Raw genomic sequence first — 19,875 nt, 5'->3', positions numbered from 1 at the left:
GTCCTACCACTTGAGCTGCGGTTGCCGGGCGGTCAGTTCGGCGCCCTGCTGGCCGCTGGCGACGATGGCCTGGACCTCGACGCTGTGACTGTTGGGGAAGCGGGCGAACCAGCCGGAGAGATCCAGGCTGGCGAGCGCGCCCGGCTTGCTGCAGTTGAAGCTCATGCTGGCCTCCACGTCGAGATGGCCGCTGGCGCTGGAATCCTTGGCGAACAGCGGGCTGATGGCGCTGGCTTCGGTCAGGCGGCAATCGGCGGCGGCGGGCAGCTTCACCAGGGCCTGGGGATTTTCCAGACTCTGGCGCAGGGCGGCGACGGCGTCTTCTTCCTGCCGATTGCGCGGAGCATGTTCGAAGCCCAGCAGATCGGCCGCCGGACTGCGCCACTGGAGTTCCAGGCCGCTGTCGGTCTGGGCCACGTCGAGGTGGGATTCGCCGTGCACATGGGCGCCCAGGGCGCCGTGCTCGTGTTCGTCATGGTCGTCATCGGTACCATGAGCAAAGGCCGGTTGGGCGAGCACGGCGGCAAGACAGAGGGTCAGCAGGGGCAGGCGCATGGTGGACTTCCAAAGGGTGGAGAGGCGCTATGTTATGTTGTTGCATTTATGCGCTGCAACCTCGGTTTGGCGTGGGCCGATGGCTGTGGGAGCATGGGACTCTGCACGACGAGGAGAACACCATGGTACGCATTCGCGGAACCATCGGCAGCCAGCCCGTGGATCTCACGGTGGAACTGGAGGAGGCCGACTGGCAACGCCTGGCCGCCGCCCTGCGGCCGACCGAGGCGCCCTTGCCTGCCGCGGCCGTGAGCGCCGCACCCAGCGGATCCAAGTCGGGTGGCGACATGCTCTGGGATCAGGTGGTGAAGCTGCTCAGCTCCGCCGGACGGCTCAGCGGGCCTGACATCCTCGTGGCGCTGGAAAAGCTCACCGGCAATCTGGGCGTGGCCAAGCAGCTGCTGGTGCGGCTGAGGCACAGTCCCCAGGTGCGCATGGAGCGGGTGGGCGAAGCGCAGTTCTATATCTGGCAGGGGTGAGGCTGGAGCGGGGGAGTGGAAAACGCTGCGCGGTTTTCCACGCTACCGAATGTCCACCGCGCTGGGAGGACGCCCGCGGTGGATAAGGCTGCGTCCGGGACGACGCAGCCATGGTTGACCGGCGCTTAGTACAGCGCCTGGTACAGGCGGCGGCGATAGGTGGCGACCAGCGGGTGGTCATTGCCCAGCAGATCGAAGACCTGCACCAGGGTCTTGCGTGGCAGATCGTCGCCGTAGCCGCGATTACGGCGGAACAGCTCCAGCAGGCCATCCAGTGCCGGTTCGTATTGCTGGCGGGCCAGTTGCTGCACGGCCATTTGGTAGGCGGCCTCGTCGTCGCCGGCATCGCGAGCCAGGCGGCTCTTGAGGTCGGCGACCTCGGGCAGGCTGGCGGCCTGGCGCAGGAAGGTCAGCTGGGCACGGGCACCGGCCAGGGCCTGCTTGTGTTCGTCACCCTTGACCGCGTCCAGCACGGCCTGGGCATCGTCCAGTTCATTGCGCTCGGCCAGGCAGCGGGCATAGAGGATCAGCGCCAGGGCGTCGCTGTTGTCTTCTTCCAGCACGGCCTTGAGCAGCGCCTCGGCTTCGGCGAAACGACCCTCGGCGAACAAGGCCTGGGCGGCGTCCAGCGGATCTTCCTCGGCCGGCGGCAGGGCCTGGACATGGGGTTCGAGCAGGGCGCGGATGGCCGATTCCGGCTGGGCGCCGGCGAAGCCGTCGACCGGCTGGCCATCCTTGAACAGCACCACGGTGGGCAGGCTGCGGATGCCGAATCTCATCACCAGTTCCTGCTCGATGTCGCAGTTGACCTTGGCCAGGTGCAGAGCGCCGCCATAGGACTCGGTGATCTTGGCCAGCAGCGGCATCAGCACCTTGCAGGGCGCGCACCACTCGGCCCAGAAGTCCACCAGCACCGGGGTGCTGAAGGAGGCATCGATGACCTGTTGCTGGAAGGTGTCGAGGGTGGCGTCGAAAATGTAGGGGACCTGGCTCATGGCGGACTCGGCAGACGAAAGTTGCACTATAGGTGGGGGCGCCGGGCTTGGAAACAAGGCGGGCCGGCTCAGCCCCGATAGAGCGCCACGCGGCGGAATTCGTCCGGCTCGGCCAGATCCGGCAGGGTGCAGGCCTGGAGCATGGCGACGCGGGTGAAGCCGGGGTGAGCGAGGTCGCGTACCCGCGAATCGGCCAGCAGGATCCGCTCGGCGCGCGCCTGCAGGAGGTCCAGCAGGGGCAGATTGGCACGGTCGTAGAGGACGTCGGCGGCCAGGATGAGATCGAAGCGCTCGGTGCTGGCAGAGAAATCGTCCAGCGTCTCGATCTGCACGGCGTTGGCCTGGGCATTGGCGCGACAGGCCGCCAGGGCCAGGGGATCGAGGTCGCAGCAGACCACCCGCGCCGCGCCGGCCCGGGCGGCGGCGAGTCCGGCGATGCCCGAGCCGCTGCCGAAATCCAGGACCTGGCGCCCGGCAACGTGCTCGGGATGGGCGACGATCCAGCGCGCCAGGGCCAGGCCGCTGGCCCAGCAGAAGGCCCAGTAGGGCGGTGCCTCCAACAGGCGCTGGGTTTCCGCGGGGGAAAAGGCCCGCGCCATGTTGGCCGGATCGATCAACCACAGCGACAGGTCGCTGTCGGGCAACGCCTGCAGACAGAGGCGGGCGTCGCCGAGTAGAGCCGTCAGGGCGGCGACGAGGTCGGCCGGGGGCGTCACGGGGTCTGGTTCAGCACCAGTTCGCCGAGATTCTGCGTGGTCGGTCCGCCGACATTCACCGGCGGCAGATAGCTGGCCAGCTGACCGGCCTGGATCAGGCGCGCGTGGAATTCCACCTTGAGATCCGGGCGGGTGGGAAAGATCTCCGGATTGAAGGGCAGGCGGAAGGCCAGGGGCGCGCCCTTGCCGGTCACCGTCTCGCTGGCCAGCAGGCGCTGCGGCAGGCCCTTGGCATTGACCGCCAGCAGGGCGATCTCCACCTGGGCGCCGGCCGGGACCAGGCCCTGGGCATTGCGCAGCACCCCGGAGATCTCGCGCAGATTGGCCGGGGTGGGAGCGCCGGCCACCGGGACCGGCTCGTCGGCTGGGGTGGTGGGCTGCGGCGGCGTGGTTTCGGGTGGGCTGGAGCAGGCCACGAGCAGACCGGTGAGCAGCAGGGGCAGGAGGACGCGTGGGGTCATGGCGGGATCCGGAGGTCGCCGCCGGCGAGGGCGGCACGGGAGGCTGGAGAGGGGTCGTCGAACACAGTGCGCTCTTATAGCCCGGCGGCTCCTGGCTGTCGATTCGTCTGGTACCCGGAGGTTCCCGCCAGGGGGTGATCGGGTACCATGAGGGCTTTCCCTTCCGGCGGTCGACTCCCCCATGCATTGTCCCTTCTGCGGCGCCCACGACACCAAGGTCACGGATTCCCGGCTGGTTGCGGCCGGCGAGCAGGTGCGCCGGCGGCGTGAGTGCCTGGCCTGCCAGGAACGCTTCACCACCTTCGAGACCGCCGAGCTGGTGCTGCCACGGCTGATCAAGCAGGACGGCACCCGCCAGCCCTTCGACGAGGACAAGTTGCGCGCCGGCATGCAGCGCGCCCTGGAGAAGCGCCCGGTCAGCGTCGAGCGCCTGGAAGAGGCCATCGCCCTGATCAAGCACCGGCTGCGCGCCACCGGCGAGCGGGAGATCCGTTCGCGGGTGGTGGGTGAACTGGTGATGGACGAACTGCGCAAGCTGGATCAGGTGGCCTACATCCGCTTCGCCTCGGTCTATCGGCAATTCCAGGACCTGGCCGAGTTCCGCGACGAAATCGAGCGGCTGGCCCAGGACCCGGGCAAGCAACCGGTATGAGCGACACGGACGCGGTGAACGACGAATTCTGGATGGCCCGCGCCCTGGCGCTGGCCGCCTGCGGCCGCTACAGCACGGCGCCCAATCCGCGGGTGGGCTGCGTGCTCGTCCGTGACGGCCAGGTGGTGGGCGAGGGCTGGCATCGCCAGGCCGGCGGTCCCCATGCCGAGGTGCATGCGCTGCGCCAGGCAGTCGAGGCCGCGCGTGGCGCCACCGCCTATGTGACCCTGGAACCCTGCAGCCACCATGGCCGCACCCCGCCTTGCGCGGATGCCCTGGTGGCCGCCGGGGTGGCCGAGGTGGTGGCTGCCATGACCGATCCCAATCCGCTGGTGGCCGGTCGCGGCCTGGCGCGCCTCGCCGCCGCCGGCATCGCTACCCGCGCCGGGGTGCTGGAAGCCGAGGCGCGGGCGCTCAATGCCGGCTTCATCCAGCGCATGCTGACCGGGCGGCCCTTCGTGCGGGTCAAGTTGGCACTGAGCCTGGATGGCCGCACCGCCATGGCCAACGGCGAAAGCCAGTGGATCACCGGGCCGGCGGCGCGCCAGAGCGTGCAGCGACTGCGTGCCGAGGCGGGGGTGGTGATCACCGGCGCCGACACCGTGCTCGCCGATGGCGCGCGCCTGACCGTGCGCCCGAGCGAATTGGGCCTGAGTGGCCCAGAACTGGAGCTGGCCACCCTGCGCACGCCGCAGCGGCTGCTGGTGGACGGTCGTGGCCGGGTACCGCTGGACGCCCCCTTTTTCCAGGTCGGCACGGCGCGGGTCGTCGGTATGGCCGGCGAGGCGCCGGCCTATGCGGCGGCCGGGCACGACTACCTGGCGCTGCCCGGCGCCCAGGGCCAGGTCGATCTGGCGGAGCTGCTGACCCGCCTGGGCCGCGAGCAGGTCAACGATGTGCTGGTGGAAGCCGGACCGCGTCTGGCCGGTGCCTTCGCCCAGGCCGGACTGGTCGATGAATATCATCTGTTCCTGGCGCCCAAGTTCCTCGGTTCCAGCGCCCGGCCGTTGCTGGACTGGCCGCTGGAGCACCTGGCCCAGGCGCCGCAGCTGGAAATCTTCAGTGCCACGCCGGTGGGCGCGGACCTGCACCTGATCGCCCGACCGGCCAGGGACACCTGACGCCCCTGGCCCCGCGGCGGCGAACTGTGTTACAAAACCTGCGCTGCCTGCGGGCGGCGAGTTCTCAGGGCGGGGTGCAATTCCCCACCGGCGGTAACGCCCGATCAGTCGGGACGAGCCCGCGAGCGCTCTCTCGTCCTCTGCGGCGGGGGAGGTCAGCAGACCCGGTTGGATTCCGGGGCCGACGGTCATAGTCCGGATGAGAGAGAACGGGATAGCCTCGCCTGGCAGGGGTGCGAGCCCCTCGTCCGTCTGATTTCCCTTCTGTCCGTGCGCCCTGTTTTTTCACCGAAACAGGAGTTCGTCGATGTTTAGCTGCACCGCCTTTCCGGCTCTACCTCTCGGAGGCCTGAGCTGATGTTTACCGGAATCATCGAAGCCCTCGGCGAGATCCGCGCCCTCACGCCCAAGGGCGGCGACGTGCGCCTCTATGTCGCCACCGGCAAGCTCGACCTTGCCGACGTCAAGCTCGGCGACAGCATCGCCGTAAATGGCGTCTGCCTTACCGCCGTGGAATTGCCCGGCGACGGCTTCTGGGCCGACGTCAGTCGCGAGACCCTGAGCCTCACCAGCCTGGGCGGTCTCAAGCCCGGCAGCCGGGTCAACCTGGAAAAGGCGCTGATGCCCACCAGTCGCCTTGGCGGCCACCTGGTCAGCGGCCACGTGGACGGACTCGGCGAAGTGGTCTCCCGCGCCGATAACGCCCGCGCCGTGCAGTTCCGCCTGCGCGCCCCGGCCGAGCTGGCCCGCTACATCGCGCTCAAGGGCTCGATCACCGTGGACGGCGTCAGCCTCACGGTGAACGCCGTGGATGGCGCCGAATTCGAGCTGACCATCGTCCCCCATACCCTCGGCGAGACCATCATGGCCGACTACCGTCCCGGGCGCCGGGTGAACCTGGAGGTGGACCTGCTGGCCCGCTACCTGGAGCGCCTGCTGCTGGGCGACAAGGCCGCCGAGTCCAGCAAGGGCGGCGTCACCGAACACTTTCTCGCCGAACACGGCTATCTGCAGCGCTAAGGACGACACCGTGGCACTTTCCAGCATCGAAGACATCATCCAGGACATCCGCGCGGGCAAGATGGTCATCCTCATGGACGACGAGGACCGCGAGAACGAAGGCGACATCATCATCGCCTCCGAATGCGTCACCGCCGAACACATCAACTTCATGGCCCGCCATGCCCGCGGCCTGATCTGCATGCCCATGAGCAAGGGCCTCTGCGAACGCCTCAACCTGCCGATGATGGCCAGCCGCAACGCCTCCGGCTTCGGCACCAAGTTCACCGTGTCCATCGAGGCCGCCGAAGGCATCAGCACCGGCATCTCCGCCGCCGACCGCGCGCGCACCGTGCAGGCCGCCATCGCCAAGGACGCCAAGGCCGGCGACGTGGTCAGCCCCGGCCACATGTTTCCGCTGATGGCCCAGCCCGGCGGCGTGCTGGCGCGCGCCGGCCACACCGAAGCCGCCTGCGACCTGGCGCGCATGGCCGGTTTCGCCGAGAGCGGGGTGATCTGCGAGGTGATGAACGACGACGGCACCATGGCCCGGCGCGACGAACTCGAAGCCTTCGCCGAGCAGCACGGCCTCAAGGTCGGCACCATCGCCGATCTGATCCACTACCGCCTGCTGCACGAGCACACCGTCAAGCGCATCGATGAGCAGCAGCTGGAGACCGAACTCGGTCCGTTCAAGCTGGTGACCTACCGCGACGAGGTGGAGGGCGACGTCCACCTGGCGCTGATCCGTGGCGACCTGGCCGGCCAGGAGCTGCCGCTGGTGCGGGTGCACAACATGGATCCGCTGCGCGACCTCCTGCAGGTGCACCAGCCGGGTCGCTGGAGTCTGCGCAGCGCCATGGAGCGCGTGGCCCGGGAAGGCACCGGCGTGGTGCTGCTGCTCGGTCACTCGATCGAGGGCGACGACCTGCTGGCGCACCTGCGCGAGCCGCTGCCGGTGCCCAAGGCGCTGTCCACCTACAGCACCGTCGGGGCCGGTTCGCAGATCCTCCGCGACCTGGGCATTCGTCAGATGCGTCTGCTCAGCTCGCCGATGAAGTTCAATGCCATATCCGGCTTCGACCTGGAAGTAGTAGACTATCTGCCTCCTGAAGAATGACCCTTCCGCCTGGCGCGCCCCGCCCGGGTGGCATGGCGCGCTTCACCTGGATTTCCACGGACGGCCTGGCACTGCCGGCCGTCCGGCTCTTTGACAACTGGACCCGCACATGAACATCAAGACCTTTGAAGGCACCTTCATCGCTCCTCAGGGCCGTTTCGCCCTGGTGGTCGGTCGCTTCAACAGCTTCGTCGTCGAAAGCCTGCTGCAGGGCGCCATCGACGCCCTGGTGCGTCACGGCATCAAGCCGGACGACCTGACCATCATCCGCGTCCCCGGCGCCTTCGAGATCCCGCTGGCGGTGCAGAAGATCGCCCAGCGCGACGAATTCGACGCCATCATCGCTCTCGGCGCGGTGATCCGTGGCGGCACCCCCCACTTCGAATACGTGGCCGGCGAGTGCACCAAGGGTCTGGCCCAGGTCTCCATGGAATTCGGCGTGCCGGTGTCCTTTGGCGTCCTGACCGTCGATTCCATCGAGCAGGCCATCGAGCGCTCCGGCACCAAGGCCGGCAACAAGGGCGCCGAAGCCGCCCTGTCCGCCCTGGAAATGGTCAGCCTGCTGGCGCAGCTGGAGGCCAAGTGAGCGGCGATCTGACTCCGCCCGCGGCCGGCAGGCCCGCGGGCAAGAAGGCCCCCACCGGCAAACTGGCTGCCCGCCGCGAAGCGCGCAGCCTGTCGGTCCAGGCCCTGTACCAGTGGCACATGGCGGGCCAGGCGATCAACGAGATCGAGGCGCAGTTTCGCGTCGACAACGATTTCGCCAAGGTCGACGGCGCCTACTTCCATGAAATCCTCCACGGCGTCCCGGCCAACAAGGGCGAGATCGACGGTCTGATCCTGCCCTGCCTGGACCGTGCCATGGACGAGGTCGACCCGGTCGAGCTGGCCGTGCTGCGGTTGTCCTGCTACGAGCTGCTCAAGCGCATCGACGTGCCCTATCGCGTGGTGATCAACGAGGGCATCGAGCTGGCCAAGATCTTCGGCGCCACCGACGGCCACAAGTTCGTCAACGGCGTGCTGGACAAGCTGGCGCCCAAGCTGCGCAGCGCCGAGTTGCGCGGCAAGCGCTGATCGCCCGCGCCGGCATGGGTGAATTCGAACTCATCCGTCGCTATTTCGCCGCGGCGCCTTGCGCCCGTGGCGGACCCGGCGTGGCGCTGGGCATCGGTGACGACTGCGCGCTGCTGGCACCCGCCCCGGGTGAACAGCTGGCGGTCTCCACCGATACCCTGACCGCCGGGGTGCATTTCCCCGATCCCTGCCCGGATGCCCATGGCCTCGGCCAGCGCGCCCTGGCGGTGAGCGCCAGCGACCTCGCCGCCATGGGCGCCACGCCGCTGGGCTTCACCCTGGCGCTGACCCTGCCGAGCATCGAGCCCGCCTGGCTGGAAGGCCTGGCGGCAGGCCTTGTACAGATGGCCGAGCAGTGCGAGCTGCGCCTGGTCGGTGGTGACACCACCCGCGGTCCGCTGTCCCTCACCCTCACGGTCTTCGGTCAGGTGCCGGCCGGTCAGGCGCTCTTGCGCAGCGGCGCCCGCCCGGGTGATCTGCTGTGCCTGGGCGGTGCGCCGGGCGAGGCCGGCGGGGCCTTGCCCTTCGTCCTTGGTCAGCGTGCCGCGGAGGGTGCCGCCAGTCGGCACCTGCTGGCACGCTACTGGGCACCCCAGCCGCAATTCGACCTCGGCCTCTGGCTACGGGGTCGGGCGACGGCGGCCCAGGACGTCTCCGATGGCCTGGTGGCCGATTGCGGCCATATCGCCGCGGCCTCCGGCGTCCGCCTGGTCGTGGAGGCGGCGCGGCTGCCGGTGAGTCCGGCGCTGGCCGAACTCTTTCCCGCCGACGAGGTGCTGCGCCTGGCCCTCGGCGCAGGCGACGACTATCTGCTGGTCTTCACCCTGCCGCCGGACCAGGCGCCGGCCCTGGCCGCCGCCTGGCCCCAGGCGCAGGTGATCGGGCGAGTCGAGGCGGGCAGTGGCGTTGTCGTCCTCGCCGCCGACGGTCAGCCCATGATCCCGGCGCAGGCCGGCTTCCAACATTTCTAGCGCCCCGCGCGGAGTCCTCTCTTGAGTGAACAGCAAGCCCCCGCCCAGCCGGTCCCTCCGTCGGTCTGGCGCGATCCCTGGCACTTCCTGGCCTTCGGCCTGGGTTCCGGCACCCTGCCCAAGGCGCCCGGGACCTGGGGTTCGCTGATCGCCTTGCCCTTCCTGCCGCTCTGGCAGCTGCTCGGCGGCTGGAGCTATCCGCTGCTGCTGGTGCTGCTGACCGTCTTCGGCTGCTGGTTGTGCGGCAAGGTCGCCCGCGAGCTGGGCGTGCACGATCACGAGGGCATCGTCTGGGACGAGATGGTCGGCATCTGGATCACCTTCTGGCTGGCGCCGCCGGGCCTGATCTGGCTGCTGGTGGGTTTCGTCGCCTTCCGCGTGCTGGACATCTGCAAGCCCTGGCCAATCCGCTGGCTGGATGTCAATGTCCGCGGCGGCGTCGGCATCATGGTCGACGATGTACTGGCCGGCATCCTCGCCTGGCTGGTGGTTCAGGGATTACACATCGGTTGGGGTCATCTCGTCGGCTGACGAGACGCAGGCCCAAGGAGCAGGGCAGTGAAAAGACTGGGCGCGTACGGCCTCCTGTTGGCCGTCGGTTCGCTCGCCTGGGCGCAACCCCAGGTCAGGGTCGTGGGGTTGTTCAACGGCGCGGCGGTGGTCAACGTCAATGGCCAGCGCAAGTTGCTGCGGGTCGGCCAGCGCCTGGACGACGTCGAGGTGGTCAGCGCGGATCCCCAGCAGGCGGTGCTGCGCATCGACGGCCGGACCCAGGCCTTTACCCTCGACCGCGAATACAGCGATGGCTACAGCGCCCCGCAGCGCCGCGAATTCAGCGTGCCGCGCAGCAACAACGGCCATTACCAGGTCACCGCCAACGTCAATGGCCGTCCGGTGTCGCTGCTGGTGGACACCGGTGCCACCAGTGTCGCCCTGAGTGGCGCCCAGGCCGATCAGCTGGGCATCAGCTATCGCGACGGTACCCCGGGCTGGGTGGAGACCGCCAGCGGCCATGCCCGCGCCTGGCGCACCACGCTCAAGCAGGTGCGCCTGGGCGATGTCGAGGTGGTCGGGGTGGACGCCATGGTCCTGGAAGGCAACTATCCCAGCCAGGGCCTGCTGGGCATGAGTTTCCTCAACCGCGTGGGCTGGCGCGAGGCCCAGGGCATCTTCTACGTCCAGGCACGCTGATAGATCATCGGGTATCGACGTCATAACCCCTGGCGATGACGCCGGAGCCGGGGAAAAGGTTACAATGTACGTCTTTCCCCGCCAGGAGCCCGCAGGTGTCCGTCGTCTTTGTCGCCGCCTCCCAACTGCCCACCCCCTTTGGCCTGTTCACCATGCACGGTTTCCTCGACGAAACCGATGGCAAGGAGCACGTCGCCCTGACCTTCGGTGACGTGGCCGATGGCGAGCCGGTCCTGGGACGGCTGCATTCCGAGTGCCTGACCGGCGATGCGCTGTTCAGTCTGAGATGCGACTGTGGCTTCCAGCTGGAAGCGGCGCTGCGCGCCATCGCCGAAGCCGGGCGTGGCGTGCTGCTCTATCTGCGCCAGGAAGGACGCGGCATCGGCCTGCTCAACAAGATCCGCGCCTATGAGTTGCAGGATGCCGGCGCCGATACCGTGGAAGCCAACGAGCGGCTGGGTTTCGGCGCCGACCAGCGCACCTATGCGCTGTGCAAGCCGATGCTCGAACACCTCGGCATCACCTCGCTGCGGCTGATGACCAACAATCCGCGCAAGGTGAAGGCGCTCGAGGTCCTGGGCATCCCGGTCGCCGAGCGGGTGCCGCTGCAGGAAGGCCTCAATCCGCACAACCGCCGCTATCTGCTGACCAAGGCCGGCAAGCTCGGCCATATGCTCGGCAATCTGCATCAGAACGAAGAGACCGCCGATCCGGCCTCCTGATCAGCCGGCTGCGCGCGCCGGTTCCAGGCGCTGCGCGGCTTCCTGCAATTCCAGTACCTGTTGATCCACGTTGCGACTGGCGCCCAGGGTGGTCTGGGCCAGCTCGGCGCTGCGCCGTGCCTGGTCCTGGGCCGCCTGGCTGCGTAGCTGCAGCTGGTTGCCGCTGGTATCCAGGGCCTCCAGGGTGTGGCCGATGTGGGTCAGGTGCTCCTGCAGCGCGCCGACATCGCGATCAATGGCGCCCAAGGCCTCCTGGGCCTGATCCGAACGACTGCGCGAGGTCTGGGCGTCCGCCTTGCAGCGCTGCATGGCGGCCACCGCCTGTTCCGACAGCAGACGGATCTGGTCGAGGATGCTGGCGATCTCGCGGGTGGAATCCGCCGAATGATTGGCCAGGCGCCGCACCTCGTCGGCGACCACGGCGAAGCCGCGTCCCTGATCGCCGGCGCGGGCCGCTTCGATGGCGGCGTTCAGCGCCAGCAGGTTGGTCTGTTCGGCGATGCCGCGGATGGTGTCGGTGACATGGCGCACCGCGTGGGTCTGCTCGTTGAGCGCGCTGATGGTGCTGGCCGAGGTGCCGATGGTGCCATCGAGGATTTCCAGATCGCGGGCCACCTGGCCGACCAGCAGATTGCCGTGGTCGCTGCCGTTGCGTGCCCGGGTCGAGAGGCCGCTGCTGTCGCGCACATGGGCGGCCATCTCCTGGCTGCCCTGCAGCATCGTCTGCATGGCCTGGGTGTTGGCCTCGGCCGCCTGCCATTGCTGTTCGGCTTCCTGGCTGGCGTGCTGAGCCCCGCGCTGCAGACTGGCGGCATCGGCGCTGAGGGCGCGGGTGACCTGCTTGACGGTCTGCAGCGAGGTGTCGAGGCGATCGACGAAGCTGTTGATCCAGACAGCCAGCTCGCCGGTCTCGTCGGCGCGAAAGCCCTGGCGATCCAGGCGCTGGTCGAGACTGGCGCCGCACTCGGCGATGTCCAGGAAGAAGTCGCCCAGGCGTTGCAGGCGACGGGTACAGGGCCGCACCACCAAACCGCCGTAGAGCGCCAGGGCGAGGGCTGCACTGCCCAGGGCGAAGCCGCTCTGCCGCAGCGGTTGCCAGAGGCTGAGTGCGGCCTGCAGGCCCCAGGCGCCACCGGCCAGCAGCAGGGCGCCGAGCAGCAGGTGCTGGGTCAGGCTGCCGCCACGATAGGCTTCTTCCAGATCCGCTTCGCAGAGCAGGCCCCAGGTATCCGGCGAACCGGGCAATTGCAGGGTGAGGCCGGCGCCGATCACCGGGACGTGGCGGTAATCGGAATAGCCCGGATAGGCGACGAACAGATTGCGCCCCTTGCGAATGGTCTCGCGCACCCCAGGGTGCAGTTCCTTGGTCGCCGGGGCGGTGAATTTCAGCTCGAACTCGGTGTGCTCGCGGATCCGTACCGTCCCGAAGGGGGTGGCGACCCCTTGCTTGAGGTTATCGCCGGCGGTGAAGGTGGCGTCTTCGAAGCGCGAGCGCGACAGCGCGGTGCCGGGCGCTATGCTGGGGTCGGCGACCGCCTTGACCATGAACAGGTAGTTGTCGCCGGAATCCGGAAAGACATGCCCAGCCTCGCGCTGAATGAGATCGCTGAGGACATCGTTGGGCAGGCGCAGACAGAGACAGCCCAGCGGCTTGCCGGCTTGGCGCAGCGGCTGGTGGAACAGCAGGGTGACGGCATCGTGGAAGGCCGAGGTGGTCGGGCCCAGGGCAAGGGTGACCGGATCGCGATAGGGGCCTTGCAGAAAGGGCGCCTGCAGACCGCGGGCGAGGGCCGCGGCGTCGTGCCGCTGCCCCTGGCGCTGACGTGCGGTGGAGGCGAGGACCAGGCCCTGGGTATCCACCACGAAGAGTTCGGAGGCCGCGCTCAGGTGCAGTAGGGCGTCGTCCAGGATTTGGGGATCCAGCGCGGGCCAGCCGGTCTCCACCGCCCCGGCGATCCGTTCCAGTTGCTGCCAGTGTCTCTGGGTCCAGGTCAGCAGCAGATCACGACGGGTGCCGGCCAGGCCGGCAAAGGTCTTTTCCAGGCGTGCCTGTCGACCTCCGTTGCGCAGGCAGGCCCAGCCACGGGCAATCTTTCCATTGCGCCCCAGCCAGGGCAGCCAGCGGCGCTCGGGGCCGCTCAGATCCATGTCACTCATAACACCCATCCTTGTCGCCACGCTGATTGCAGTCAGCAGCCAGCATGGTGGGGGCTCCAGCCGCGCACTAGAGCGGCTGGACGAGGTGTCGGTGCCTTCAGATCAGCGGTGCGCGGCCCTTTAGGCGGAGGCGCCGCGGGCCAGGCGTGGCGAGGTATCGGCCTGGGCGGCTTCCAGCCGTGCCAGGCGCTCGCGTACCGCGCGCTCGATCCCGGCGACGTCCAGACCGCACTCGGCCAGCATGTCGGCCGGCTTGGCGTGTTCGATGTAGCTGTCCGGCAGGCCCAGGTTAAGCACCGGCTGGACCAGGGCATTGGCCTGCAGGAATTCGTTGACCGCACTGCCGGCACCGCCCATGACGCTGTTTTCCTCGACGGTGACCAGCAGGTCGTGGTCGGCGGCGAACTGGCGGATCAGGGCTTCGTCCAGCGGCTTGACGAATCTCATGTCGGCCACGCTGGCGTCCAGGCGCTCAGCGACCTGCAGGGCCTCGGCCAGTTGCACGCCAAACACCAGGAAGCCGACGGTGGGGCCGTTTTTCAGGCTGCTCTGGCGACGCACCACGCCCTTGCCGATGGGCAGGGGTTCCAGGCCCGGATCAAGGGCGGCGTTGGGGCCGCTGCCACGCGGGTAGCGCACCGCGGCGGGGCCTTGGTGGCGATAGCCGGTGGTGAGCAGGCGGCGCAGCTCGTTCTCGTCGCTGGGCGCCATGATCACCATGCCGGGTATGCAGCGCAGGTAGGACAGGTCGAAACTGCCGGCATGGGTCGGACCGTCTTCGCCGACCAGGCCAGCGCGGTCGATGGCGAAGAGCACGTCCAGATGCTGCACCGCCACGTCGTGGATCAGCTGATCGTAGCCACGCTGCAGGAAGGTGGAGTAGATGGCCACCACCGGCTTCATGCCGTCGCAGGCCAGTCCCGCGGCCAGGGTCACCGCATGCTGCTCGGCGATGGCCACGTCGAAGTAGCGCTCGGGATAGCGTTCGGCGAAGCGGATCAGGTCGGAGCCTTCCTTCATCGCCGGGGTGATGCCCACCAGCTTGGCATCGGCGGCGGCCATGTCGCACAGCCAGTCGCCAAAGATGTTGGAGTACTTGGGCGCGCCCGGGCGCTTGGGCTTGGCGTCCAGCGGCTCCAGCTTGGTGATGGCGTGGTAGCCGATGGGGTCTGCCTCGGCGATGGACAGGCCCTTGCCCTTGCGGGTGATGACATGGAGGAACTGCGGGCCCTTGGCGTCGCGCAGATTGCGCAGGGTGGTGACCAGGGTCGGCAGGTCATGACCGTCGATGGGGCCGATGTAGTTCCAGCCCAGTTCCTCGAACAGGGTGCCGGGTACCAGCATGCCCTTGGCGGCTTCTTCGGTGCGGCGGGCGATTTCCCAGGCACCGGGCAGCTTGGAGAGGGCCTTCTTGCCGTTCTCGCGCAGGTGCTGGTAGGTGCGGCTGGAGAGCAGTCGCGCCAGGTAGTTGGACAGGCCACCGACATTGCGCGAGATGGACATGTCGTTGTCGTTGAGCACCACCAGCATGTTGGCGCCGGTATCCGAGGCGTGGTTGAGGGCCTCGAAGGCCATGCCCGCGGTCAGGGCGCCGTCGCCGATCACCGCCACCGACTTGCGCTCGATGCCTTGCAGCTGCGCGGCGATGGCCATGCCCAGGGCGGCGCCGATGGAGGTGCTGGAGTGACCGACGCCAAAGGTGTCGTACTCGCTCTCGCTGCGGCGCGGGAAGGCGGCCAGGCCGTCCTTCTGGCGCAGGCTGGCCATGCCCTCGCGGCGACCGGTGAGGATCTTGTGCGGATAGGCCTGGTGACCGACGTCCCACACCAGCCGGTCTTCCGGGGTGTTGAAGACGTAGTGCAGGGCCACGGTCAGTTCGATGACGCCGAGGCCGGCGCCGAAATGACCGCCGGTCTGGCCCACGGTCCACAGGAGAAAGGCGCGCAGTTCGTCGGCGACGGCTTCCAGCTCGGCGTCACCGAGCTGGCGCAGCTGGACCGGCGAGTCGATGCGGTCGAGCAGGGGCGTCGCGGGACGCTGGCGGGGAATCTCGTGAAACGTCTTGGGCATCTGGCTGATCACTTTGCGCAGAGAATTAGGCAGTTTACCCGATGCCCGCGTGGCATCCCAACAGCGGACAGGGCGTCTTGTTATGCCCCTGTGACAACGGACCCGGGGGCAAATGCGGCCCGGGTCACGAGTTTTTCCGCCGGGATGCGGCTAGCTACGTCTTGCGACGATGTAGCGGGCCAGGGCGCGCAGGGGTTCGGCGGGCTCGCCCAGGGCCTCGATGGCGGCCAGGGCGGTGTCGCGCAGCTCCAGGGCATAGGCCTTGGCCGCGTCCAGGCCGAGCAGCGCCGGGTAGGTCGGTTTTTCGCGGGCGAGATCGGCTCCCTGGCGTTTGCCCAGGGTCTGGGTATCGCTTTCGATGTCGAGCACGTCGTCCCAGACCTGGAAGGCCAGGCCGATGGCCTCGGCATAGCGTCCCAGAGCCTCACGCTCGCCGGCACCGGCGGCTTCGCTGGCCAGGGCGCCGAGTTGCACGCTGGCGGCGATCAGGGCGCCGGTCTTGTGCAGGTGCATGGTCTCCAGCGCCGGCTGGTCGATGCGCCGGCCGACCGATTCCAGGTCGATGGCCTGGCCGCCGACCATGCCCGCCGGGCCGCTGGCCCGCGCCAGCACCGCGACCATCTCCAGCCGCACCGCGGCGTCCTGGGGCGCCGCCAGCAGGGTCTCGAAGGCCAGGGTCTGCAGGCCGTCGCCGGCAAGGATGGCGCAGGCCTCGTCATAGGCCTTGTGGGTGGTGGGCCGGCCGCGGCGCAGGTCGTCGTCGTCCATGGCCGGCAGGTCGTCGTGGACCAGGGAATAGGCGTGGATCAGCTCCACCGCGCAGGCGGCCTGGTCAGCGCGTGCCGGATCGCCGCCCAGGGCTTCGCAGGCGGCATAGACCAGCAGCGGCCGCACCCGCTTGCCGCCGCCCATGACGCTGTAGGCCATGGCCGCATAGAGTCGGGCGAGTTCGGCGCGCGGGGCGGTGAAGAGCGGGGCGAGGGCTGTGTCGACGCGGGTCTGGCAGCGTTGCTGGTAGGCCTCGATCATGCGTCGTCCCCGACCGGGGCGAAGGGCGCGGCGCTGAGTTCGCCGTCCTTTTCCAGCAGGATCTGCACCTTCTGCTCGGCCTGGGCCAGGGCGCCCTGGCATTCGCGGGTCAGGCGGATGCCCTGTTCGAAGGCGCCGAGGGAGTCCTCCAGGGACAGCTCGCCACTTTCCAGGCGTTCCACCAGGGTCTGCAACTCGGCCAGGGATTGTTCGAAGTCGGGAGCTTTCTTGCGGGCCATCGGGATTCTCGACAGAGGCGATCGGGTCGCGGGAAGGGGGCAATGGGTCGGCCATTGTGCCACAGCCATCGGCGCCGCTTGACGCCATGCCCGGCCAGGCCCTAGGGTAGCGGTCATGAAAACGCGCAGCCACCAACGCCCCAGCATTATTACCGCCATTACCTGATGGCGGGACAGCGTTAGCTGCGCAACCAGACCCGCCCGAGAGGCGGGTTTGTACTTTCTGACTCCTGGGCCCCGATGAAACACCCCAGGAGCCCGCCATGACCGCCCAGGAACCCGCCACCGATCTCTTGCAGCGCTATGCCCGCAAGATCCTCGAAGCCCCCGTCTACGACGTGGCGATCGAAACGCCCCTGCAACCGGCACGGGCGCTGTCCGAGCGGCTGGGTTGCCAGGTGCTGCTCAAGCGCGAAGACCTGCAGCCGGTGTTCTCCTTCAAGATCCGCGGCGCCTACACCAAGCTGGCCAGCCTCTCGGCCAGCGAAAAGGCCCGCGGCGTCATCGCCGCCAGCGCCGGCAACCACGCCCAGGGCCTGGCCCTGGCGGCTCGTGAGCTGGGCGTGCGGGCGATCATCGTCATGCCGCGGACCACCCCCGAGCTCAAGGTCATCGGCGTGCAATCCCGCGGTGGCGAGGTGGTGCTGCATGGCGACGCCTTTCCCGATGCCCTGGCCGAGGCTCTGCGCCTGGTCGAGGAGCAGGGCTATACCTTCGTACCGCCCTATGACGATCCCGACGTCATCGCCGGCCAGGGTACCGTGGCCATGGAGATCCTGCGCCAGCATCCGGGACGCCTGGACGCCATCTTCGTCCCGGTGGGCGGCGGCGGCCTGATCGCCGGCATCGCGGCCTACGTGAAATACCTGCGGCCCGAGATCAAGGTCATCGGTGTCGAGCCGGACGATTCCAACTGCCTGCAGCAGGCCATGGCCGCCGATGAGCGCGTGGTGCTGCCGCGAGTCGGGCTGTTCGCCGACGGCGTGGCCGTGGCCCAGATCGGCCATCACACCTTCGAGATCTGCCGGCGCCATGTCGACGAGGTGATCACCGTCAGCTCCGACGAGATTTGCGCAGCGATCAAGGACATCTACGACGACACCCGCTCCATCACCGAACCGGCCGGCGCCCTGGGCGTGGCCGGGATCAAGAAATACGCCGAGCGGGAAGGCTCCGGCGGCCAGGTGCTGGTGGCCATCGATTCGGGTGCCAATATCAACTTCGACCGGCTGCGGCACGTGGCCGAGCGCGCCGAATTGGGCGAGCAGCGCGAAGCCATCATCGCCGTGACCATCCCCGAGCGGCCGGGCAGCTTCCGCGCCTTCTGCGAGGCCCTGGGCCGGCGGCAGATCACCGAATTCAACTACCGCTACCACACAGGCGAAGAGGCCCATATCTTCGTCGGCGTCCAGACCCATCCCCAGCGCGATCCGCGTGACGCCCTGATCCAGGGCCTGCGCGACCAGGGCTTCCCGGTGCTGGACCTGACCGACAACGAACTGGCCAAGCTGCATATCCGCCACACCGTGGGCGGCCATGCGCCGCGGGTCGGCCAGGAGCAGGTGTTCCGCTTTGAATTCCCCGAGCGGCCCCGAGCGCTGTTCGATTTCCTCGACCGCCTGGGCGGGCGCTGGAACATCAGCATGTTCCACTACCGCAACCACGGCGCGGCGGATGGGCGGGTGTTCGCGGGGCTGGAGGCCAGCCAGGCCGAGCGGCCCGAGCTGCTGGCGACCCTGGATGCCATCGGCTATCGCTACTGGGACGAGACGGAGAATCCGGCGTATCGGTTGTTCATTGGATAGACCGAGTCAGAGGGATCGCGGCCATGGCGGTCCGCAAATGTGGTCAATTCCGGAGATTGGAGTATCGCCAAATCGCGGCCATGGGCCGCTCCTACCTCGTACCTACGGTCATACCTGAGCCTGTAGGAGCGGCCCATGGCCGCGATTGGCACTGGGGCCTATCAGTGGAAAACGCTGCGCGGTTTTCCACGCTACGAAGCCCGGGCACAAGACGCCGGACCTCAATCCGCGTCGTAGCGGGCGCTGAAGGCCCGCACGAAGGCGTTGCGCAGGATATTGAAGAAGGCCTGCAGCGGGCTGATATCCTGATCCTTCACGCTGCCGGAGAGATCCACCCGGGTGGCGAACTGGTCGCGGGGCTGGTTCTTCAGCAGCGTCTGGGCCGTGCCGACCACGGCTTCCCAGGCGCTTTCCAGGGCGTTCTTGTTGCGATTCTCGACGTCCTGCTGCCAGTCGAAGATATCGACGTTCTTCATCAGGGGTTTGACGTAGCCGCTGAGCCGGCCATCCACCGCCTTGGCTTCGACCACCACGTCACCGCTGCCGGCGCGGAAATCGAACTTGCCATAGGCACGGGCGAAGTCGTTGAGCTTGGGCAGGTCGATGTCGGTCACGCGCAGACGGAAGTCGAAGTCGGTGAAGTCCTTGAAGGGATCGAAGCGGGCACTGGCTTCCAGCGGCGCGCTGCCGAGCACGGCGGCCTTGCCTTCGAAGTGGGCGATGCGTTCGCCCTGGGCGTCGGCGGCGTTGGTCAGGTTGAAGAGGCTGGCATTGACGTCGGTGGCCGCCAGATTCACCTGGGGCCTGGAGTTGAAGTTGCGGAAGGTCACCCGTCCATTGACCACCCGCACCTCGTCGAGGGTGATGGAGATCAGCTTGTCGACCTGGTCCTGCCAGTCGGTGCCTTCACCGGTCTGTGACTGTTCCTTGCGCGCGCCGCCGTCGACGAAGTTGAGTTCGGGGCGATCGAAGAGGATGCGTCCGACGATGGCATGGTCCCGCCACAGCGAGCGCCAGCTCACCGCGATGTCGATGCTGGGCGCCTTGAGAAAGGGCACCGGCACCTTGCCGTTGACCTTGACGATCTCCAGCCCCTCGATGCGATAGGCGCCGCGCCACCAGGCCAGGTCCACGTCGGTCACCTGGCCGCGGTAGTCGCCCATGTCCGCCAGCTTGTCGTTGAGGTAGTGACGGATCAGCAGGGGCGCGGCCAAGTGCAGGCACAGCAGCAGGACGACCAGGCCGATGAGAATATAAAGAGGCAGGCGCAGACGACGGGACATGACGGTGGCTCGGGACAAACTTCGTCCCCGGTCGACCCTGGGCGCCCCGTCTGAGTTTCTTGCGACCAGGCGTGAAGGGAGAAGCCGGAGGCTGCGCTGGCAACGAAGGGCTCTGGCTTGCCTTTTGGTGGATACCAGAACTCGGTGCCGGTCGTCAGTGCGCTCGAACCCCAGACGCAAAAAAGCCGGCTTGTGGCCGGCTTTCGAGGGCGGGTTGAGCTGATTTTTGGTGAGCC

The 19,875-nt window shown here is 68.2% G+C and carries 20 protein-coding genes, 1 pseudogene and 1 riboswitch; of the genes and pseudogenes, 12 read left to right on the top strand and 9 right to left on the bottom strand.

What is annotated here, in order from left to right:
* Positions 1-3: 3 nt before the first annotated feature.
* Positions 4-555: a DUF2796 domain-containing protein gene (locus QKY98_RS02545; RefSeq protein ID WP_027599174.1), complete on the bottom strand. Its 552-nt coding sequence runs from the start codon at positions 553-555 to the stop codon at positions 4-6.
* 122 nt (positions 556-677) lie between these two features.
* Here QKY98_RS02545 and QKY98_RS02540 point away from each other — a divergent pair, with 122 nt between their 5' ends.
* Positions 678-1,034: a hypothetical protein gene (locus QKY98_RS02540; RefSeq protein WP_284670301.1), complete on the top strand. Its 357-nt coding sequence runs from the start codon at positions 678-680 to the stop codon at positions 1,032-1,034.
* Positions 1,035-1,159: 125 nt separating this feature from the next.
* On the opposite strand, the gene trxA is transcribed toward QKY98_RS02540, so the two are convergent.
* The 3 genes from trxA to QKY98_RS02525 form a co-directional block, all read right to left on the bottom strand.
* Positions 1,160-2,029: a thioredoxin gene (gene trxA / locus QKY98_RS02535; RefSeq protein WP_284670300.1), complete on the bottom strand. Its 870-nt coding sequence runs from the start codon at positions 2,027-2,029 to the stop codon at positions 1,160-1,162.
* Positions 2,030-2,097: 68 nt separating this feature from the next.
* Positions 2,098-2,745 carry a class I SAM-dependent methyltransferase gene (locus QKY98_RS02530; protein ID WP_042137291.1) on the bottom strand — a complete coding sequence of 216 codons (648 nt, stop codon included), beginning with the start codon at positions 2,743-2,745 and terminating at the stop codon, positions 2,098-2,100.
* Entirely contained in the window at positions 2,742-3,206 is a 465-nt protein-coding gene (locus QKY98_RS02525; protein ID WP_027599172.1) for a YbaY family lipoprotein, read from the bottom strand. Before QKY98_RS02525 ends, QKY98_RS02530 begins: the two co-directional genes overlap by 4 nt.
* Before the next feature lie 181 nt (positions 3,207-3,387).
* Here QKY98_RS02525 and nrdR point away from each other — a divergent pair, with 181 nt between their 5' ends.
* The 10 genes from nrdR (at position 3,388) to ribA (ending at position 11,056) form a co-directional block, all read left to right on the top strand.
* The gene (gene nrdR / locus QKY98_RS02520; RefSeq protein WP_007161213.1) at positions 3,388-3,858 is read left to right on the top strand and encodes a transcriptional regulator NrdR; all 471 of its coding nucleotides are present in this window, start codon (positions 3,388-3,390) and stop codon (positions 3,856-3,858) included.
* On the top strand, positions 3,855-4,979 hold the full coding sequence (gene ribD / locus QKY98_RS02515) for a bifunctional diaminohydroxyphosphoribosylaminopyrimidine deaminase/5-amino-6-(5-phosphoribosylamino)uracil reductase RibD (protein WP_284670299.1): 1,125 nt from the start codon (positions 3,855-3,857) through the stop codon (positions 4,977-4,979). Before nrdR ends, ribD begins: the two co-directional genes overlap by 4 nt.
* Positions 4,980-5,035: 56 nt before the next feature.
* Positions 5,036-5,194, top strand: a riboswitch (FMN riboswitch).
* A gap of 142 nt (positions 5,195-5,336) precedes the next feature.
* A complete protein-coding gene (locus tag QKY98_RS02510) occupies positions 5,337-5,999 on the top strand; it encodes a riboflavin synthase (RefSeq protein ID WP_007161211.1) in 663 nt (220 codons plus the stop codon).
* A gap of 10 nt (positions 6,000-6,009) precedes the next feature.
* Positions 6,010-7,098 carry a bifunctional 3,4-dihydroxy-2-butanone-4-phosphate synthase/GTP cyclohydrolase II gene (gene ribBA, locus QKY98_RS02505; RefSeq protein WP_007161210.1) on the top strand — a complete coding sequence of 363 codons (1,089 nt, stop codon included), beginning with the start codon at positions 6,010-6,012 and terminating at the stop codon, positions 7,096-7,098.
* Positions 7,099-7,207: 109 nt separating this feature from the next.
* On the top strand, positions 7,208-7,684 hold the full coding sequence (ribH, locus tag QKY98_RS02500; RefSeq protein WP_007161209.1) for a 6,7-dimethyl-8-ribityllumazine synthase: 477 nt from the start codon (positions 7,208-7,210) through the stop codon (positions 7,682-7,684).
* Positions 7,685-7,692: 8 nt separating this feature from the next.
* Entirely contained in the window at positions 7,693-8,172 is a 480-nt protein-coding gene (nusB, locus tag QKY98_RS02495) for a transcription antitermination factor NusB (RefSeq protein WP_186353918.1), read from the top strand.
* A 14-nt stretch (positions 8,173-8,186) separates the two neighbouring features.
* Positions 8,187-9,143, top strand: a complete 957-nt coding sequence (gene thiL, locus QKY98_RS02490; RefSeq protein ID WP_278897350.1) for a thiamine-phosphate kinase — start codon at positions 8,187-8,189, stop codon at positions 9,141-9,143.
* A gap of 21 nt (positions 9,144-9,164) precedes the next feature.
* Positions 9,165-9,674 (top strand): phosphatidylglycerophosphatase A family protein, encoded by a 510-nt coding sequence (locus QKY98_RS02485; RefSeq protein WP_044341058.1) that lies wholly within the window; start codon positions 9,165-9,167, stop codon positions 9,672-9,674.
* A gap of 27 nt (positions 9,675-9,701) precedes the next feature.
* A complete protein-coding gene (locus QKY98_RS02480) occupies positions 9,702-10,334 on the top strand; it encodes a retropepsin-like aspartic protease family protein (protein WP_027599166.1) in 633 nt (210 codons plus the stop codon).
* 95 nt (positions 10,335-10,429) lie between these two features.
* Positions 10,430-11,056 (top strand): GTP cyclohydrolase II, encoded by a 627-nt coding sequence (ribA, locus tag QKY98_RS02475; RefSeq protein WP_027601106.1) that lies wholly within the window; start codon positions 10,430-10,432, stop codon positions 11,054-11,056.
* On the opposite strand, the pseudogene QKY98_RS23870 reads toward ribA, so the two are convergent.
* From QKY98_RS23870 to QKY98_RS02455, 4 genes and pseudogenes are all read right to left on the bottom strand, one after another.
* A pseudogene (locus tag QKY98_RS23870) lies at positions 11,057-11,578 on the bottom strand (methyl-accepting chemotaxis protein); the annotation flags it as partial. It lies immediately after the preceding gene.
* A gap of 1,755 nt (positions 11,579-13,333) precedes the next feature.
* Positions 13,334-15,283, bottom strand: coding sequence for a 1-deoxy-D-xylulose-5-phosphate synthase (dxs, locus tag QKY98_RS02465; RefSeq protein ID WP_042137306.1), 1,950 nt, complete (start codon positions 15,281-15,283; stop codon positions 13,334-13,336).
* A 150-nt stretch (positions 15,284-15,433) separates the two neighbouring features.
* Positions 15,434-16,312: a polyprenyl synthetase family protein gene (locus QKY98_RS02460; RefSeq protein ID WP_284670297.1), complete on the bottom strand. Its 879-nt coding sequence runs from the start codon at positions 16,310-16,312 to the stop codon at positions 15,434-15,436.
* Positions 16,309-16,551 carry an exodeoxyribonuclease VII small subunit gene (locus QKY98_RS02455; protein WP_007161201.1) on the bottom strand — a complete coding sequence of 81 codons (243 nt, stop codon included), beginning with the start codon at positions 16,549-16,551 and terminating at the stop codon, positions 16,309-16,311. Before QKY98_RS02455 ends, QKY98_RS02460 begins: the two co-directional genes overlap by 4 nt.
* A gap of 263 nt (positions 16,552-16,814) precedes the next feature.
* Between QKY98_RS02455 and ilvA the strand changes: the two genes are divergently transcribed.
* A complete protein-coding gene (gene ilvA / locus QKY98_RS02450) occupies positions 16,815-18,356 on the top strand; it encodes a threonine ammonia-lyase, biosynthetic (protein WP_284670296.1) in 1,542 nt (513 codons plus the stop codon).
* Between the two features lie 221 nt (positions 18,357-18,577).
* On the opposite strand, the gene QKY98_RS02445 is transcribed toward ilvA, so the two are convergent.
* A complete protein-coding gene (locus QKY98_RS02445; RefSeq protein WP_284670295.1) occupies positions 18,578-19,639 on the bottom strand; it encodes an AsmA family protein in 1,062 nt (353 codons plus the stop codon).
* Between the last annotated feature and the right edge of the window lie 236 nt (positions 19,640-19,875).

The sequence above is a fragment of the Pseudomonas sp. HR1 genome, from assembly GCF_030175875.1.
Lineage (GTDB): Bacteria > Pseudomonadota > Gammaproteobacteria > Pseudomonadales > Pseudomonadaceae > Chryseomonas > Chryseomonas oryzihabitans.
The sequence above is the reverse complement of the archived record's forward strand: the minus strand, read 5'-3'. Positions and strand labels throughout refer to the sequence as shown.

Coding starts and splice junctions, on each gene's coding strand:
- QKY98_RS02545 (WP_027599174.1), bottom strand. CDS start 555: ATGCGCCTGCCCCTGCTGACCCTCTGTCTTGCCGCCGTGCTCGCCCAA.
- QKY98_RS02540 (WP_284670301.1), top strand. CDS start 678: ATGGTACGCATTCGCGGAACCATCGGCAGCCAGCCCGTGGATCTCACG.
- nrdR (WP_007161213.1), top strand. CDS start 3,388: ATGCATTGTCCCTTCTGCGGCGCCCACGACACCAAGGTCACGGATTCC.
- QKY98_RS02455 (WP_007161201.1), bottom strand. CDS start 16,551: ATGGCCCGCAAGAAAGCTCCCGACTTCGAACAATCCCTGGCCGAGTTG.
- QKY98_RS02445 (WP_284670295.1), bottom strand. CDS start 19,639: ATGTCCCGTCGTCTGCGCCTGCCTCTTTATATTCTCATCGGCCTGGTC.
- QKY98_RS02525 (WP_027599172.1), bottom strand. CDS start 3,206: ATGACCCCACGCGTCCTCCTGCCCCTGCTGCTCACCGGTCTGCTCGTG.
- ribD (WP_284670299.1), top strand. CDS start 3,855: ATGAGCGACACGGACGCGGTGAACGACGAATTCTGGATGGCCCGCGCC.
- ilvA (WP_284670296.1), top strand. CDS start 16,815: ATGACCGCCCAGGAACCCGCCACCGATCTCTTGCAGCGCTATGCCCGC.
- QKY98_RS02460 (WP_284670297.1), bottom strand. CDS start 16,312: ATGATCGAGGCCTACCAGCAACGCTGCCAGACCCGCGTCGACACAGCC.
- dxs (WP_042137306.1), bottom strand. CDS start 15,283: ATGCCCAAGACGTTTCACGAGATTCCCCGCCAGCGTCCCGCGACGCCC.
- ribH (WP_007161209.1), top strand. CDS start 7,208: ATGAACATCAAGACCTTTGAAGGCACCTTCATCGCTCCTCAGGGCCGT.
- trxA (WP_284670300.1), bottom strand. CDS start 2,029: ATGAGCCAGGTCCCCTACATTTTCGACGCCACCCTCGACACCTTCCAG.
- QKY98_RS02510 (WP_007161211.1), top strand. CDS start 5,337: ATGTTTACCGGAATCATCGAAGCCCTCGGCGAGATCCGCGCCCTCACG.
- thiL (WP_278897350.1), top strand. CDS start 8,187: ATGGGTGAATTCGAACTCATCCGTCGCTATTTCGCCGCGGCGCCTTGC.